We start from the raw sequence: 16,136 nt of genomic DNA, 5'->3' as shown, positions 1-16,136 counted from the left end.
CTATTTTTCTTTTCAATATAATTTATTTTTCTGTTTCCAATATTTCATTTGCTATTTTATTTATTTCATCATAAACACATATCATACTCTCTTTATATCCAAAATCTGTATAATATTTTTTGAAAAAATCAATTATTTTGCTATTCACAGTATCTATTCCAACTTTTGCTTCACTGTTAAAATCATCTCTATTAATAGTTTTTAATGAATGAGCAATCATATTTCTAACTTCTTTTATTTTATGCAAAGTCTTACTAAAATCAGAAAAATATTCTAAATCCATTTTATGCAGTATTTCAGACTCATTCTTTTCAACAAAATATTTAATCGTAGCAATTAACACATTATCTGATATATATGTTGAATCTTTCAATTCCGCAATTCCTAATTCATATTCAATTTTTTCTTTTAATCCATCGTATTTTTTTATTTTCAAAATATCTGTTTTATAACTAAATTCTCCCTCTTTTCTTTTTTCTGAAAATAAATCTGATAATTTTTTTCCAAAAACATCTCTTAAAATTGACAAGTAAATATTTACAATCAAAGGTTCCAGCATTATTGTATATCCTGCTATATCAGCAGATTTTTGCTTAATATTAGCAAGAGCAAAATAATCTGCAATTTTATACCATTCCCTTACTTTGTTTTCATTTGTTTCGTCTTTACTGTAATAATAGAATTTATCAAATTTTTTATCATTCAAACTTTTTAATTTCCCATTTGATTTCAAACCTTTTAAGTGTCGTCTATCATTTGCAAAATTAAGAAGTCCGTTTAATTTACTATTTTCTTGAAAAATATCCCTTTTTAACAACTCTAGACATGTCGAATATTCATATTTTTTTAACAATTCTTTTATTTGATTTTTCACCAAAAGTCTTGAATATTGCCTTAAATCAGGAAATAATATTCTATTCGTCCTAAATTCTTCTATATTATCAAAATTATTTTCTTTTTCATCAGCTACTTTGTAACTATCATTTACAACTTTTGAGGTATTTCCTTTTCCTTCAGGAGTCGCCACCTGTACTGGAATAATATTTATATTTGTAGCGTCAACTGTGTACATCACTAAATTGCTAATCATTTGAGCGGTTCCCGATGTTACATTTACTAAAACTTCTGCATTAGGATATTCCGATTTTATTTTGTTAAATGTCTCATTTATTTTATTAAAATAAATATCAAACAAATGTGCATTATCAATATCTGTATTTATGTATTCAAATACTGGATTATAATTCTCCAAACTTTCTTTTATAGCTTTTTCATAAATTTTATTCTCGTTTCTTTTCTGCATCTCAGAAGTTAAAACCAAATATATTTTTTCAGGTTTATAATAACGGCAAATATGAAGTATAGGCCCATCATAATTACCTCTTGTCGGATCAGTATTTCCTGCAAATGTTAAAAGCACTCTTTCTTTATTTTCATCAATGTTATTATTATCCAATTTTTATTCCTCCCATTCCCAATGCCGTTTTTACTCCAAGTCCTGTATATTCAGACACTTGCAGTAAAAAGTTCAAAAGTTGCCAAAGCATTTCATCTTTACTTTTTATTCTAATTTTTATATTTCCAATAAACCCTTTAATCCTTACATTTTCCAAAAAGAAATACCTCGTTCTTAAATAATATTCATCAATATACACTTTTTCAAAAAGTTCATTTATCACATTTTCATCTTCCAACTTAATTGTATCCGAATGTTGATTTATTTTATTTATTACTCCTAGAAGTAATGTCGGAACATTCGGAAATATTTGTAATATTCCATTCGATTTATGAGTTGTTGGAGTTAAAAAATATATTTTGCTTTTTTTCTCGTCATTAAAAAACAGTTCATCAAAAGCTGTCTTTGTAATAGAAACCGATTTTACAAATACTTCAATCCCTTTTTTTTCCAAATAAATATTTTTTACATCATTCTCTAAAAAGTATTTTATTAACATCTCATAAGCATTTTTATTAAAGGTCGTTATTCTCCAAAATATTTTTCCACTTTCCATATCTTTATAAATACATGAAGTATAAGGATGTGTTTCATTATAGTGCAAATAATCTGCATAAGCAGAATCGATACTATTCATCAAATATCCATGAAAAAGTGAACTCATATTCACATCTAACCCATTTCCTTCAATTTCCATTTCTATTTTTGCAAGCATCTTATTTCCCCACTTCCTTTTCAGATATTTTCCTAATTTCAACTAATCCTGCTAATTCAAGTTTTCCATTTTTTCTAATTCTATTTATTACTCTTGGAGAATCTTTATCATTCAAATGTAATCTTATCGCATTTGTTCCACCCTTGTGCAATAATATTTTAACAACTTGAGTTCTTTCACTTTTATCTTTAAACAATGCATGGACAATTGTTTTTTGATGAAATCCTGTATTTGCTCCCAATATTAAGTTTTGACAGCATAACTCATCTGGTAATTCTAAAGTATTTTCTATCAGATAATCCGTAGCTTCTTCAAGAGAATTTATTAAATCATCAAAATCATTTATTTTCAGTCTTGTTATTGAAAGTAGTTCAAAATCTAAAGTGATATCAAATTCAAATATATTTTTAGGTTCTATATATTCCCTGACTACTGGCAAGTAACTTTCCTTTTTATCTTTTATTTTTTCATCAATATCTTGATAAAAATTAACATCTATATCTTTTTTATTTTCATAACTATCTGATACTGATATTCCAAATTTTTTAATTTTTTCATTTGAGCAATTTTCATATAATATTTTTTCTTGTATTTTATTTATTATATTTTTTACTTTTCCTTGGAAAAATTTAGAATTTTTTTTATCGAAAATTTCGATTTCTTTTTCTGTAATATATTCTTTACTAACAAATTCATTTCTCTTTTTATCAAAATTCTTAACTTCATTTTCTATCTGTTTTATTTCATTAACAAATTCATTTCGATTATTTATAATATAACTAACCAACAAAAGATTTACCAACGCTCCTTTTATTGAACTTCCAGGAATATAAACTTCATCTTCTACATTTTTATTTAACAAAGTTATATTATTCAAATTTTCCTTTTTCCCATTTTCTTTAATTTTTAATTCTAGATCTAAATTTTTGTAACTTTTTTTAGTAAATGTTTTTAAATCTTTATAAAGAGCACTATTTTTTAAAAAATAAAACAAATTAAATTTATGATTTTCTCTAATCTCATCCATATATTTATCTATAATTTTTTTCTTTATTAAAAAATCAATAAATTTATTATTATCTATTATTGTCAAATCATTTTTATTAGGATTAAAAATATATTCTGTCTTATTCAATTTCGATTTATAATCAGCCCCCGCAATATGCACAGGCGTTAAAACTTCCATCTCCATTTTATATCTAACTATCTTTCCCATAAGTCACTCCTATAACTATCGGCTTTCCCATTCTGTAAATACTATGATTCCCATGCAATTTCAAATCTGCTAATCTTCCTGCTGGTTTAAAATTCAATACTGCTCCTGAAGAAATCATATAAATTTGCTTTCTTTTTTGTGAATTTTCACTATATTTAGGACTATTTACAAATCCACTTCTTTTTATTAATTGATAACCATTTTCTTTATTTTTTATTTTTTCAATTTCATCTTTTTGTGGCAAATATGACGATAACAGTAAATATTTCTCACTTTCCTTATATAAAGATTCATTTATAAATCTATCATCCTCCGACTCAATTATATCAAAATATTCTCCATCAAATATCATAGCATCATCTGTAATATTAAATTGTCCATATCCAGCACTCTTTTTCCCACCTATTCCTGTCAGCGATAAACTTTCCAATACATTTTCAAATTTTTCCTGCCATTTCTCTGGCAATTGCACAATAAAATAAAGTCCTGAATCTTTATTAAATCTAAAAACTTCAACATTATAAAGTTCCGTATCTTCTCCAATTCTTGAAACCTTATTTTTAGTATGCAGTTCTTTTTCTCCAAAATCATCGTCTATTTCAGGAAAATTTTTTCCTGTTTTCAGAAATTCAAAATATTCCTTTAATCTGCTTGCAGGGATATAACTTAATTTTTTTACCTTTTTTCTATCTACAACTTGCTCATTTTCATCATTACTTTGTTTTCTTTCAATATCATTTACAAAAGGCTTTGGAAGATAGAAGGTCGTCTCTGTTTCTATTTCTTTAAAAGGTAATAAATCTGATACTTTAAATTCATCTTTTTCTGTCAATTGTAATAATTCTCTATCATTTTCTCCAAATATTCTAATATATTCAGCATAAAAAGCAGAATAAAATATATCAGAACTTACAGTTAAGCTCGTCGCTTCTAAAGAAGCATTTGTACCAATATGGATTCCACTTGGAAATTTTAATTTATACAGTAAATAAACCATTATTCTCTCCTACTCTCCAAATCTTACGCTAAAATCTTTAATATTTTGAATTTCTGATTTCAAATATTCAATATCATCTTCATTTTCTTTTATATACACTTTTTCTGTCAATTTTAAATCCTCAAATTTAACACGACCATATCCTCTAGTTCCATGTCCTCCCAAATAATCATCTTCAAGCAATTCAAACATCAAAAGTATATTTTCAAAATCTTGTTTTACTTCTTCTTCCATCTTTTCTGCATTTTCAACATTATAAATCAATCTAAAATCGAATTCCGAACCTGCTGGAACTCTTTCCTGCTGTCTTGGATTTGCAACACCAGTTCCCCTATCTATTGTATTTTCATATTTTATTTCTGTATATGGCAAATCAAATTCCACATCCCTTTCATACTCTTTTTCACTAAGTAACATATCACAAAATTGTAATCTTGATAAAGTTATTGGTTTTTCAGAAGCTCCAAATAATCTTTTAATATTATCACTTTCCTTTTTTATACTCGGCATTGTTAATGTAGAATTGTCATTATACTTAGTTCTCGAAAGTAAATATCTCATTTTTCCTTTTAACGAAGATCCTGGTATTATCGGTTTATTCGTAACAGTATCTCTAATTACAATGTTATCTACCGCTCCTATCGCCGAAAAATCTCCAGATGTTCCTATATGAAGCCCTGTTAAAACTTTTATTTTCCCTGTTATAATAAATTTTCCTTTTAATGTATTCATAACTATTTTTCACTCCTATTTTTTATTTTCAGTTCTATTATCCAATATAATATTTCACATATGCTACTATTTCTTCTAAATAACGGTAAAATCTATCAAAATCTTCTTTTGTTTTTATTTTTTTTAATTTTTCCGAAATTTCAAATTTTTTATCAAATTCCTTTACTTTAGATTCTCTACCACATTGATATGTATGTTTTATTAAAAGATATTTTACATCGTTTAATAATTTATCTGATAAGTTGTCTTCTTTCTTTAGTACCTTTGAAGATATTTTATTTTTTACTATTACTGAATTTGACAACAATAATCTTAACTGTGTTGTACTAAAAATTTTATCTTTAATTTTCTTGGCGATTTCTTCAATTTCAATAGAATTTTTATCATTTTTGGTATATTTTTCTTTAATATAATCTATTAATATTTTTTCTACTTTTTCCATTTTATTTCGACTCCTCATTTTTTTCTCTATCTCTATACTCATAAATCAATATATTTATTGCCGTCAATAATTGTTTTGCATCTTCTTCATTTTTTATCCATTCAAACAGCTGTTTTTTCAAATCTAAATAATTTTTTTCCTGTTTTTCATTTTGTTTATCATATTTTATTCTTGTAATTGTGTAGGCAAATCGAGCAATATCAATTCTATGTTTTTCATTTTCTTTTTCTTCAAACTGGCTTCTTATAAGATTCATAAGACTATACCATTTTGACTTTCCTACAAACACTTTTTCTGTCTCTTCATTTTCATCCAAACTAATCCTAGATTTCAAATATTTATATTTTTCATTTAAAACTTTTCCTATAAAATCATCCCATTTATAAACATGGTTTAATTTGTCATTTTTTTCCACTCCAAATAATGCAATAGCATCTTTTGCAGTTTTGTAAATTTTATTTTCATTATATGATTTTGCAAGTTTTTCTAATTCTCCTGTTTTTTGTGCCATTTGAAATATCGGATAATTTTCATCAAAAAATCCTATTCCTGCCGACAATGTAACTCTATCACTTGAAAGTTCTTTAAATGCCGTTCTTAAATCAACAGAAAATTCAATAATATCGTTCCAAGTCCCAATTGCAAAAACATCATCTCCACCAGAATACACTAGCACAATATTTCTTCCCTCTGTTTTTTCTTTTGTTCTTTCCGTTATTATATTACAGTATTCTTTAAACAATTCATTCTTTTCATCGGTCAAATTTTTTCTTTCTAATATCAAATTTATCACTCTTTTAAAGAAATCAGACAAATATCTTGACAAAACTACTGTTTTTGAGAATCTTACAAATTTATACGGTTCTTTTTCTCCATCTATATTAACAAATCCCCTATCTTCAAAACCTGTTTGAAATAAAGTTCCCAAATTATCAATGTCCGCTCTTAACACAGCAAGTCTTTCAATTCCTTTACTCTTTTTAACTAGTTCCGAAAATTCAATAAGGCTATTTTCTTTTTCTTCATTTATTGATTTTATATTATAATTTCCAACTTTAATATTTCTCGAATTTCCTTTTCCAAAATAATCATCATTTATTGAATAAAATCTATAAAATTTGTCACTCTCCTTTTCTACTTCTTCAACTGTTTTAAATTTTTTAAAACTTATTTCTGCAAATCCTTCTGGATATTTTGGAAATTTTAACTTACTACTATTTTCATTACAATTCTCCTCTACAAAAAATACTCTTTTATCTTGCAAATGAAACGATTTTGAAATATCTTTACCTAATTGGATATAATTTTTACAAGAATCGCATATTTCAAGATTTCCATTATTTTCATTTTGAGAATTTTTTATTAAAATTTCTTCTTTTTCAGATTTTTTACAAATAACACATTCTTTTGTGTCATTATGAATTTTATTCAAATCACTATTTTCATTAAATAGTTTTTCCAATTGTTGTTGAGAATATCTGTTAAGTTTTTTTCTAGAAGTTTCAATAGAATTTCTTTTGAAAATTTCTTTAATTTTATTTTCTTTTTTTATCTCTTGGCTCAAGCCATTTCCTAATTCTTCGGCATTTGTTTCAGTATATGAAATTTCATAATAAACCGATGTCCCGAGTTCTTTCAAAAGAAAATCATTTATTATTTTTTTATACTCTTCTAAAATTTCCACAGTTTCAGGAATATTTGGCAACAACATATAAAATTGACTTCCTGCCGAATAAACTAAATTCACTCTTGATAAATTAAGTGATTCTAAAATTTCATCTATTATATGCTCAATAAAAAGTTCCAAGTAAAATGATCGTCCTCTCAATGATTTCATAGCCATTTTAGATGTAATTGTATAAATAAAATTTTGTATTCCTGTAAATTCACTAGATACAAATAGAAATTTTGTTTTTTCCCTTTCTTTTTTTTGGTTTTTCTTAAAGTATGTATCTTTATAATTTATTTTGTTATTTTGTTTTTCAATATCATAAAGATACATGCACGAAGCAACTGCTGCTGTTAATTTTACATGATCATAATAAGAAACATCAGGATAATCTACATACGAACTTGAGGGAAAATATATACAACTTTCTTCCAATACCGAATTTAATTTTTCAGGTGTCAAAATATTCTTTTGCTTCATTTCTTCCAAATCTTCTTTTAGTTGCTTTAATACATTATCTAAATATTCTTCCTTTTCTATTTTCTTTTCATTTATTTTTTTCTTTGGAATATTAAAACTAAGTCTATCGTATTTTAAAGATTTAAAATTTTTTTCTATATTATTTTTCTGAACATTAAGTCTATTAAATATTGAATTTAATGGCAAACCTTCTTTTTTTTTACCTTTTTTCTTATCTCCTTCATCACTTATTTCGTCATCATAGTTTACTCTATCCACTCCCGATGCAATATTATCAGCTTCGTATATAAGATACGCCAAAGAATCATCATCTAATTTTTCATTTTCTTTCATTTTTTCATTTATTTCTTCATTATGATGATACTTTATCATATCATAAATTTCTTTATATTTTTCTACATCTAGCAATTCTTCTTTCTCCAAATAATCAGCTCCTGCAATAGAATGTCTCTTACTGCTTACACCAGCCCTTCGTACTATTTTTCCAACATCATGTAACAAAGCTCCTATTTGAAGATTAATTAATTTCTCATCCATACTTTACTTTCTCCAACTTTCAAATTTATTTTTTTTATATATGCAAAAAAGAAGCAAAATATAACTACCTCTTTTTGTGCTTCATATAATCAACTATTTTTCACTATTTTACATTCCACTTTAACTTTTTTCCCATAAAATGCCATTCCCATATATACAATTTCCTTTACTCCTTTTTCTTTTAGCATTACAGGATATTTTTTATGTTCAATTTGATTCAATGCTTCTTTTACTTTTATTTCAAGTTCTTCTCCAGTTTTAGCCACTTTAAACTCAAAAATATATCCTATATTATTTTTATTTATCGGCTCCAAAGCTAAATCGTTCCTTCCATACCCTGTTTCATTATTTGACAAAACTGTATATTCGCTGTCAAGATACAACATCATTCCTAAAATTAATGTATGATATGGTTTTTCTGTTTTAGAAGTATCATAATAGCTCATTGACACTAAAAATATTTCATTCAAAATTTCTTCAAATTTTTCAATTTCAAGATTTTTAAATGCTTTTATCATTTCTTTAAATCTGCTTGAACCACCCAGATTCTGGACAAACATATCTTTAAAAAATGTTTTTATCTCATAATTTGGCAATTTTAAAGTATACTCATTCATAGCTACTTTTTCTTCAACAGTTAAATAACCTCCAAAAAGTAATAATTGCCACACTTCTTCCGGATCCTTCAAATTATCCATATTTGAGGAGGCCATAACAGTCTGTTCTGTCGTTCCATTATTAAATAAATCCTTTAACTCGTCAAATAATTCTTTATTAGAATTTTCTATTGCTGAATGTATCAGTCTGTTATCAGAAGTGTTTATCCAATAAACATTGATTTCTTTTTCATCGAGATAATTAATTATACTCCACGGATTATAAATTTGAATATTTCCGAACTTATAGCCATTATACCATTTTCTCACTTCTTCAATATTTTTGTCTAATCCATAATATTCCAAAGCATTTTTTACTTCTGTTTCAATCAGACCAAAACTTTCTGCATATTTATTATTCAAAACTGTATAAGTTTTCAAATTATTCAAACCAGAAAATATCCCTTCCTTTGCCACCCTAAGTATCCCTGTTACAACCGAAAATTCCAAATATTCATTATCCTTTAACGCATTTGAGTAAAAACTTTTAAAAAATCTTCGTGACTTTTCATAATATCCCTCATTCCACGCACTTGTCATGGGAGTATCGTATTCATCTATTAAAATAATTACTTTTTTACCATAATATTCATATAAATATCTTGATAGATTTTTTATTGAACTCTCCCAATCAGCCTCTTCTTTTTTTATCCATATTTTTTCAAATTCAACTAAATCTCTTTTTTTAAAATTTTTAGAAATATACTCAAATTTATCATATAAATCTGAAATAAGATTTTTAATATTTGAAAAGCTATCTTCCCAACTTTCTGCTTCAGCATTTTTCATGCTTATAAAAATCACTGAATTTTGTCCCTGATGTTCCATATACTCGCTTTTAGAAATATACAGGTTCTCAAATAACTTTTTATTTTCTTCAGAATTTTCCACATCAAAAAAGTATTTCAGCATTGATAAATTTAAGGTTTTTCCAAATCTTCTGGGCCTTGTAAATAATTTAACTTCTGATAAATCCTCTATTATTTCTTCTATAAATTTAGTTTTGTCAATATAATAAGCATTTCGTGTTATTATTTCCTTAAAATCGGATTTTCCTATTGCTAGTCCTTTTTTCTTTTTTTTCATATTTTTTTCTTTCATAATTAAACCTTTTCCTTCCATTTTTTATTAATTGAATCATATCAAAAAATTAAACTGCTACAATTCAGAAAATTGTTATAAAATATATTATTTTTCATTTTTATTCTTCTTGAAAAAGTCAAAAAATGTCTTTTTATGTTCTAATTCTTTTGGAACAGGCACTCCTATCCAATCGTGAAATTCTTTTATCTTTATTTCAATAATATCGGAAGAATTATTATCATTTTTACACTTTTGCGACAATGCATTCAAATATTTTATTGAAGGAAGAACTTTTGTGCCGTATCTGTTACTTTGTGCATCTTCACTATCCAGGCTTTTCAATTTAAACAAATAAACAGATTTGTCTTCTTTTGGCTTAAAATCCCTGTAATTATATTCATACAGTTTTCTCCATAAGGACTGATTATTTTCCACAGTGTCATCGTATCTCGTTTCAGGAAACCAAGCGGGAACTTCCGTTTGAGCAATTTCAAAATATTCCTTAAAAATTTCACGGCTCCAGTAAAGAAAATCTATTAATCCCGTCGAAGAATGAAGCGAATAATTTTTCCAGTTCAAGTTATCATCTGCCAATTTTTCTGCAAATCTAATTACAAAATCTTGAAAAAGAGTATCATTAACCATTTCAAGCACTTCTGTATATGCTTTTACAGATTTTTTCTTGAGTTCTGTGTCAAAAACTTTGTCATTTTTTACATAATAGGATCTTCTTTGCGAACGTTGAGGCAACGAATATTCCAACGCATTTGTAGTTCCGATAAAGCATGGGGTAAAATCATAATTGGAAGTGGAAAGATTAGAAACATTGACAATGAGATTGTTCCCTCTGTCCTTATTTGAAAAAAATTCCTCGTCTATTTCATCAATTAAAATCGGAGCGACATTATTTTCACTCATCCATAATTGAATTTGAGTTATTGTATCAGCTTTTTTTGTCCTTCCTGTTGGAATAATGTTGTTGTATAAAATAGGCTTTGATTTGGAAAGCCCCAGCATTTTTTGTAATATTTGCAGCAAATTGCTTTTACCTGAACCTGCTGTTCCTCCAATAAAAAGAAACTGAGGAACATCCAATTTTTCAGAATCAGATTCCAGCTTAAATCTTATATCCTGAATAAAAGGCGAGGTAAAGGCATACAAAATAATCTCAAGTATTCTTGAGCCGTAATTATCATTGTAATCAATAACATATTTTTTGTAATTATCAATTAATTTTACAATGCTTTCAACAGAGTTTTTTATTTCTTCTTTCCCAGCCTTCTGTCCAAAAGGTTTAGTGTCGCCATTTTCTTCAATATATAAGCCCGAACGTCCAAAACCACGATCTGTATCTTTTGAAAACAGCAGTTCTCTTTCTGGAGTTGCTTGATTTAATCTCGCAGCAATTTTGACTTCCAGTTTAGGCTTTATCTTTTTGGCAAACGTTTCAGGAGTTACAATTAGACTTTCCTTCTTTTTAGCTTGTTTTGAAATAGTATTAACTGACAATTCGTAAGCAAATTTTTCAATTTCCACAGCTTCCTTTTGCTCATTTTCAATTATTCTATGTATTTCATCAATTGTCTTTATCTCTTCAATTATGGGCAACGCAACCTCATTTTCTTCCTTGACGATAACTTCATTCAAATTTTTAATGACATCTTTTGAAATATCTATTTGCAATTTTGCACTTTCATCATTGGTAAATTTTACAGAAAACATTTCTTCTTGATTTTTATCAATATTTTCATTCATAATTTTAATCTTACTTTCTGCTTTTTTCTTTATTGCAGAAGTAATAAAATCTGTACAAGTCAAACTTATTTCATCAAAGTATTTTTCAAATTGATAGAATAACTGTGAATTGTCAAACATTATAATATTTTCAAACTGATTTCTCTTATTTGAAAAAGCCTGAAAAGATAAATTGGCCGATCCCAAAATCAGCCTTGTTTCAGAATCATTTCTCAAAAGATAAAATTTACTATGAATTGTTGAGTTTATTGGTACTCGTAATTTCCATTTTTCTTTAACACAATTTTCCTGATTTTCCCTCGAAAGATTCTCAAAAAACTTAATCTGCTCCTTTTTTATAATTCGTTTCTGACTTTCAATCAGATTTCGTGTTTCATTTTTTAAAGCCATTATCCCTCTTGCCTGAACATCAGTATCCTGTATCCCAATAATCAAGTCAACGCTTCTAAATGGAGTCAAATATTTATTCAAAAAACTTTCCTCAGCAGAAAATGTAACCGCCTTTATCTCATAAAACCTATTACTGTCAAAAATTTCCTCAATCGTCAAATCTACTCTTTCATTATTCAAAATAGTAAACAATGTATTTTTTTCTTTACTATTTTCATTAATATTCATCGTTTCTTTTTCTTCCATATTTATACTTTTCCTCTTAAAATATTGTTTTATTTTATCTTATCATATAATTTCAAAAAAAGATAGGGAAATACTTTTGATAATTTTTTCTTATATAACAGAAATAAGTTACAAATTTTTATATTTTTTCTCTTATAAGTTGAAAAACTTTACAATATTTAAAAGAAATCAGAAAATTTATGGATAAACCTGTAATAAAAGTTATTACTGGTATGCGTAGAAGTGGCAAATCTATGGTATTAAAATTAATATCTAAAGAACTTGAAGAAAATGGGATAAACAAGAAAAATACTATTTTTATTAATTTTGAGTCTTTAATTATCTAAAAGCACTTGAAAATGCCTATATTATTTCAAAAGTTCAAAGATACGGCATAAAAGGAAAATCCATTTTAGAAACACAAGAAAAATTTTATCTTCTTGATTTAGGATTAAAAAATTCTCAATAATGGAATTGAGAGAAAAAAAATTATAGACTTTTTATTGGAACAATAATTTTAAAAAACTAAATAATTTGTTGGGGGAAATAAATTAATATTATTCCCCTTAAATTTTTATTTTTTCTATATCTTCTAATTTTTTTTTGATATTTTTTTCAAAAGAAGTTCCAATAAATAAATTTATTGTGGTTTCTTTTAATTCTTTTGTTACATTCTCATTAAACAATGGTTTGGTAAACGAATTTACTGAACACATCAAAGAAAACATACTTATAAACAGTATCTTCTTAATTCTCATTAAACCAAAACCCCTTTAGTCGAAGGAATCTCATCCTTATACTTTTCATCAATACTCACAGCCTCTGCCAAAGCTCTAGCAACTCCTTTAAAAATCGACTCAATTATATGATGCGAATTTGTCCCAGCCATATTCTTTATATGCAACGTCGCATTCAAATGCCGTGTAAAGCCAATAAAAAACTCTTCCACTAATTCGGTATCAAAAGTCCCAACTTTCTCAGTCGGAATATTCACATCAAAATTCAAAAAATATCTCCCGCTTAAATCAACAGCAACTAATGTCAGAGCCTCATCCATCGGCAAAAGAAAGTTCCCATACCTTCTCACACCCTTCAAGTCCCCTAACGCCTCATAAAAACATTTTCCCAATGCAATTCCAATATCCTCCGTACTATGATGATCATCCACCTGCGTATCCCCATCACAATAAACCTTCAAATCAAATCTCCCATGCTTCGCAAACAAGTCAAGCATATGGTCCAAAAATCCAACCCCTGTATTATTCTCATATTTCCCAGTTCCATCAATATTTAATTCAACTTTTATTTTTGTTTCAAATGTATTTCTTTCAATTTTAGATTTTCTCATAACTTCATCCTTTCGTTATACCTTTAATTATAAATAGTATAATCTATTTTTTTCTCTTTTTCAAGATTAACCAAAAAACAAGAAATTTGTTTTGAAATATTAAAAATCGTGTTATAATTTTGTGGGTAATTTAACATATTCTAAAATATAGGAGGTCGAAATATGCTTTACGATGATGCTAAAAATATACTTTATGCTTCAGAAAGAGCTGAATATTTTGTAAAAAAACTCGGACTTGATTTTAGTAAAATTAATAAAAATGATATAATTTATCTTCTAAACGAAGAATTTACAAGAGCAATTAAAGAAGAAAAGGAAGATAGTGATTTTTTTGATAGTTCTGAATGTTTGCGTGTTTTATGTGGTTATTTGTATTGTTTAGGTGATATTTCTGATGTTCCGTTATTAGAAAAAGTTAAATATAGTTTTGATATGGATGTAGATATTGCAATTGATTTTGCATGGATTGAAAGCCTAAAAAATGGTGGGATAAAAACTAAATATACTCAGACAAGAAAAGAAATTATAAAAAGTTTTGTAGATTATTATGAAAGTTGGCTCTAATCAGTATTCTGACAAGGGGAATTAACCCCTTGCATATTCAGTTTATTTTTAATTTATGTTATTTTTCCAACAAATTTTCCAATTTCTCAATAAAAATCCCCATTTCCTCATCCGTCCCAATCGTAACCCTCAAATAATTATCAATTCTATCTTTTGCAAAATATCTTACTAAAACTCCATTTTCTTTTAGCTGTTTATACAAATCACTTGCGAAAACTTTGTTATGAGAAATAAAAATAAAATTAGCACTTGAATTTAATACTTTAAATCCTAATTTTTTCAATTTTTCAACCGTTTTTTCTCTAGTCTGAATAATTTTAACATTAGTTTTTTCAAAATATTCATTATCCTTAAACGACTCGATTCCAGCTTCAATTGAAATTCTGTCGATTGTGTATGAGTTAAATGAAAATTTTAGTCTATTTAACCCTTCAATTATATTTTCAGATCCAAGTGCATATCCAAGCCGTATTCCCGCCATAGAACGTGACTTTGAAAACGTCTGAACTACAAGAACATTATCGTATTTATTTATTAATTTTACAGCACTTTCTGCCCCAAAGTCAACATACGCCTCGTCAACGATAACTAGCTGATTTGGATTATTTTTTATTATTTCTTCAATTTCATCCAATTTTAAAGCAATCGAAGTTGGTGCATTCGGATTTGCAATAATTATATGCCCATCCAAGCCAAAATATTTTTGAATTTCAATTTCAAAACTGTTATTTAACGGAATTTTGACTTCCTTCACATTAAATAAATCGGCATAAACTGGATAAAAACTGTATGTAATATCTGGATAATACACTTTATCTCCCGCATTAAAAAATGTCATAAAAATAAATGCCAAAACTTCATCCGATCCATTTCCAATAAACACTTGCTTATGTATAACTTTATCGTTTATTTTATTAGAAAAATATTCAGCAATAACTTTTCCAAGCTCCATTACATCTGGATCTGGATACAATTTCAAATCTTCTAAATTCATAGATTTTATTTTTTCTATAACTTTTGATGACGGCGGATAAGGATTTTCATTTGTATTAAGTTTAATATATTTTTTGTCTTTTGGCTGTTCTCCCGGTGTATAAGGCTCTATTTCCTTTATTTTATCATTCCAAAATTTACTCATTTTATAATTTCCTCCTTAAGCACAATTTTTACTTGAATTCTGACAAATCATATAATTTATCCTTTGTTTCCCATTTTCCATTTACTTTTCTAAACTCAAGCACATTACTTTCTTCAGTAGTTTCACTTATTTGTTTTCTAAGCTCTTCACCTAAATACTTTAAGATTTTTTCTCTTTTTTGATTACTTAGATCGCTAATGTGTTCTAAATTATTTATTTCTTCATCTGTTACTCCTGCTTTTTTTACTGCTTTTTCCACATCTTCATCGCTGACAGAAAGATTATTAAAATCAGGTAATATTTCAATTATTTCCACTTTAGCAATATTTTTACCTGTAAAAGAAATAGATTTTGGAACATATTTACTTTTAGATAAGCCAGTTATCATTTCATTTGCCATAACTTCAGACATTTTATCAAAAAATTCTATATCTTTAATATAGTAATTATTGTTATTATGATATTGATTTTTCATATTTCTTAAAAACATAATTCTTGATTTTTCCAACATAATTTTTTTATCACGAGTTTCATAATCATTAATCATCTTATTAACAGTATTTTCAATTTCTTTACTATCTCTATCAACTTCACTTTGTGAAATTTTAACCCCACTTTTCACATAAACCTCATAATTACTTTCTGCCATTCCTAGTGTTCCCAAAATAAATAATCCTAGTAGTATTTTTTTCATTTATCCTCCAATATTCTGTTATTAATTTTTTATTTTAAT

The 16,136-nt window shown here is 26.7% G+C and carries 15 protein-coding genes; 2 read left to right on the top strand and 13 right to left on the bottom strand.

Going from position 1 to position 16,136, the window contains the following annotated elements:
- Positions 1-22: 22 nt before the first annotated feature.
- The 9 genes from csm6 to FVE77_RS06405 all read right to left on the bottom strand — a co-directional run bounded on the left by csm6 (position 23) and on the right by FVE77_RS06405 (position 12,374).
- On the bottom strand, positions 23-1,456 hold the full coding sequence (gene csm6 / locus FVE77_RS06445) for a type III-A CRISPR-associated CARF protein Csm6 (RefSeq protein ID WP_026746283.1): 1,434 nt from the start codon (positions 1,454-1,456) through the stop codon (positions 23-25).
- A complete protein-coding gene (gene cas6 / locus FVE77_RS06440) occupies positions 1,449-2,213 on the bottom strand; it encodes a CRISPR system precrRNA processing endoribonuclease RAMP protein Cas6 (protein WP_232052892.1) in 765 nt (254 codons plus the stop codon). The genes csm6 and cas6 overlap by 8 nt, the downstream gene beginning before the upstream one ends.
- On the bottom strand, positions 2,173-3,387 hold the full coding sequence (gene csm5 / locus FVE77_RS06435) for a type III-A CRISPR-associated RAMP protein Csm5 (protein ID WP_026746285.1): 1,215 nt from the start codon (positions 3,385-3,387) through the stop codon (positions 2,173-2,175). Before csm5 ends, cas6 begins: the two co-directional genes overlap by 41 nt.
- Positions 3,371-4,384, bottom strand: a complete 1,014-nt coding sequence (csm4, locus tag FVE77_RS06430) for a type III-A CRISPR-associated RAMP protein Csm4 (protein WP_026746286.1) — start codon at positions 4,382-4,384, stop codon at positions 3,371-3,373. Before csm4 ends, csm5 begins: the two co-directional genes overlap by 17 nt.
- A 9-nt stretch (positions 4,385-4,393) precedes the next feature.
- Entirely contained in the window at positions 4,394-5,116 is a 723-nt protein-coding gene (gene csm3, locus FVE77_RS06425; RefSeq protein WP_026746287.1) for a type III-A CRISPR-associated RAMP protein Csm3, read from the bottom strand.
- A 37-nt stretch (positions 5,117-5,153) separates the two neighbouring features.
- Positions 5,154-5,558 (bottom strand): type III-A CRISPR-associated protein Csm2, encoded by a 405-nt coding sequence (csm2, locus tag FVE77_RS06420; protein ID WP_081690317.1) that lies wholly within the window; start codon positions 5,556-5,558, stop codon positions 5,154-5,156.
- Between the two features lies 1 nt (position 5,559).
- Positions 5,560-8,244 (bottom strand): type III-A CRISPR-associated protein Cas10/Csm1, encoded by a 2,685-nt coding sequence (gene cas10, locus FVE77_RS06415; RefSeq protein WP_026746289.1) that lies wholly within the window; start codon positions 8,242-8,244, stop codon positions 5,560-5,562.
- Positions 8,245-8,333: 89 nt separating this feature from the next.
- Positions 8,334-10,001, bottom strand: coding sequence for an AAA family ATPase (locus FVE77_RS06410; RefSeq protein ID WP_232052891.1), 1,668 nt, complete (start codon positions 9,999-10,001; stop codon positions 8,334-8,336).
- Between the two features lie 87 nt (positions 10,002-10,088).
- On the bottom strand, positions 10,089-12,374 hold the full coding sequence (locus tag FVE77_RS06405) for a phospholipase D family protein (protein ID WP_026746291.1): 2,286 nt from the start codon (positions 12,372-12,374) through the stop codon (positions 10,089-10,091).
- Between the two features lie 179 nt (positions 12,375-12,553).
- On the opposite strand from FVE77_RS06405, the gene FVE77_RS06400 reads away from it, so the two are divergent.
- Positions 12,554-12,700, top strand: a complete 147-nt coding sequence (locus FVE77_RS06400; RefSeq protein WP_232052890.1) for an AAA family ATPase — start codon at positions 12,554-12,556, stop codon at positions 12,698-12,700.
- Between the two features lie 219 nt (positions 12,701-12,919).
- On the opposite strand, the gene FVE77_RS06395 is transcribed toward FVE77_RS06400, so the two are convergent.
- Together FVE77_RS06395 and hisB are read right to left on the bottom strand one after the other, a co-directional pair.
- Positions 12,920-13,111, bottom strand: a complete 192-nt coding sequence (locus FVE77_RS06395) for a hypothetical protein (RefSeq protein ID WP_026746292.1) — start codon at positions 13,109-13,111, stop codon at positions 12,920-12,922.
- Positions 13,111-13,701: an imidazoleglycerol-phosphate dehydratase HisB gene (gene hisB, locus FVE77_RS06390; protein ID WP_026746293.1), complete on the bottom strand. Its 591-nt coding sequence runs from the start codon at positions 13,699-13,701 to the stop codon at positions 13,111-13,113. The genes FVE77_RS06395 and hisB overlap by 1 nt, the downstream gene beginning before the upstream one ends.
- Before the next feature lie 162 nt (positions 13,702-13,863).
- Here hisB and FVE77_RS06385 point away from each other — a divergent pair, with 162 nt between their 5' ends.
- Positions 13,864-14,265 carry a hypothetical protein gene (locus tag FVE77_RS06385; protein WP_026746294.1) on the top strand — a complete coding sequence of 134 codons (402 nt, stop codon included), beginning with the start codon at positions 13,864-13,866 and terminating at the stop codon, positions 14,263-14,265.
- A 58-nt stretch (positions 14,266-14,323) separates the two neighbouring features.
- On the opposite strand, the gene hisC is transcribed toward FVE77_RS06385, so the two are convergent.
- Together hisC and FVE77_RS06375 are read right to left on the bottom strand one after the other, a co-directional pair.
- A complete protein-coding gene (gene hisC / locus FVE77_RS06380) occupies positions 14,324-15,403 on the bottom strand; it encodes a histidinol-phosphate transaminase (RefSeq protein WP_026746295.1) in 1,080 nt (359 codons plus the stop codon).
- A gap of 28 nt (positions 15,404-15,431) precedes the next feature.
- Positions 15,432-16,097, bottom strand: a complete 666-nt coding sequence (locus tag FVE77_RS06375; RefSeq protein WP_026746296.1) for a hypothetical protein — start codon at positions 16,095-16,097, stop codon at positions 15,432-15,434.
- Positions 16,098-16,136 lie beyond the last annotated feature (39 nt).

Origin of the sequence: Leptotrichia hofstadii (assembly GCF_007990525.1) — a bacterium.
Taxonomy (GTDB): Bacteria; Fusobacteriota; Fusobacteriia; order Fusobacteriales; family Leptotrichiaceae; genus Leptotrichia; species Leptotrichia hofstadii.
This window is presented reverse-complemented; position numbering and strand designations above follow the sequence as displayed.

Bases quoted from the DNA above. Each gene is read 5' to 3' on its own strand.
- csm5 (WP_026746285.1), bottom strand. From the start codon at position 3,387: ATGGGAAAGATAGTTAGATATAAAATGGAGATGGAAGTTTTAACGCCT.
- csm4 (WP_026746286.1), bottom strand. From the start codon at position 4,384: ATGGTTTATTTACTGTATAAATTAAAATTTCCAAGTGGAATCCATATT.
- csm3 (WP_026746287.1), bottom strand. From the start codon at position 5,116: ATGAATACATTAAAAGGAAAATTTATTATAACAGGGAAAATAAAAGTT.
- csm2 (WP_081690317.1), bottom strand. From the start codon at position 5,558: ATGGAAAAAGTAGAAAAAATATTAATAGATTATATTAAAGAAAAATAT.
- cas10 (WP_026746289.1), bottom strand. From the start codon at position 8,244: ATGGATGAGAAATTAATTAATCTTCAAATAGGAGCTTTGTTACATGAT.
- FVE77_RS06410 (WP_232052891.1), bottom strand. From the start codon at position 10,001: ATGAAAGAAAAAAATATGAAAAAAAAGAAAAAAGGACTAGCAATAGGA.
- FVE77_RS06405 (WP_026746291.1), bottom strand. From the start codon at position 12,374: ATGGAAGAAAAAGAAACGATGAATATTAATGAAAATAGTAAAGAAAAA.
- FVE77_RS06400 (WP_232052890.1), top strand. From the start codon at position 12,554: ATGGATAAACCTGTAATAAAAGTTATTACTGGTATGCGTAGAAGTGGC.
- FVE77_RS06395 (WP_026746292.1), bottom strand. From the start codon at position 13,111: ATGAGAATTAAGAAGATACTGTTTATAAGTATGTTTTCTTTGATGTGT.
- hisB (WP_026746293.1), bottom strand. From the start codon at position 13,701: ATGAGAAAATCTAAAATTGAAAGAAATACATTTGAAACAAAAATAAAA.
- FVE77_RS06385 (WP_026746294.1), top strand. From the start codon at position 13,864: ATGCTTTACGATGATGCTAAAAATATACTTTATGCTTCAGAAAGAGCT.
- hisC (WP_026746295.1), bottom strand. From the start codon at position 15,403: ATGAGTAAATTTTGGAATGATAAAATAAAGGAAATAGAGCCTTATACA.
- FVE77_RS06375 (WP_026746296.1), bottom strand. From the start codon at position 16,097: ATGAAAAAAATACTACTAGGATTATTTATTTTGGGAACACTAGGAATG.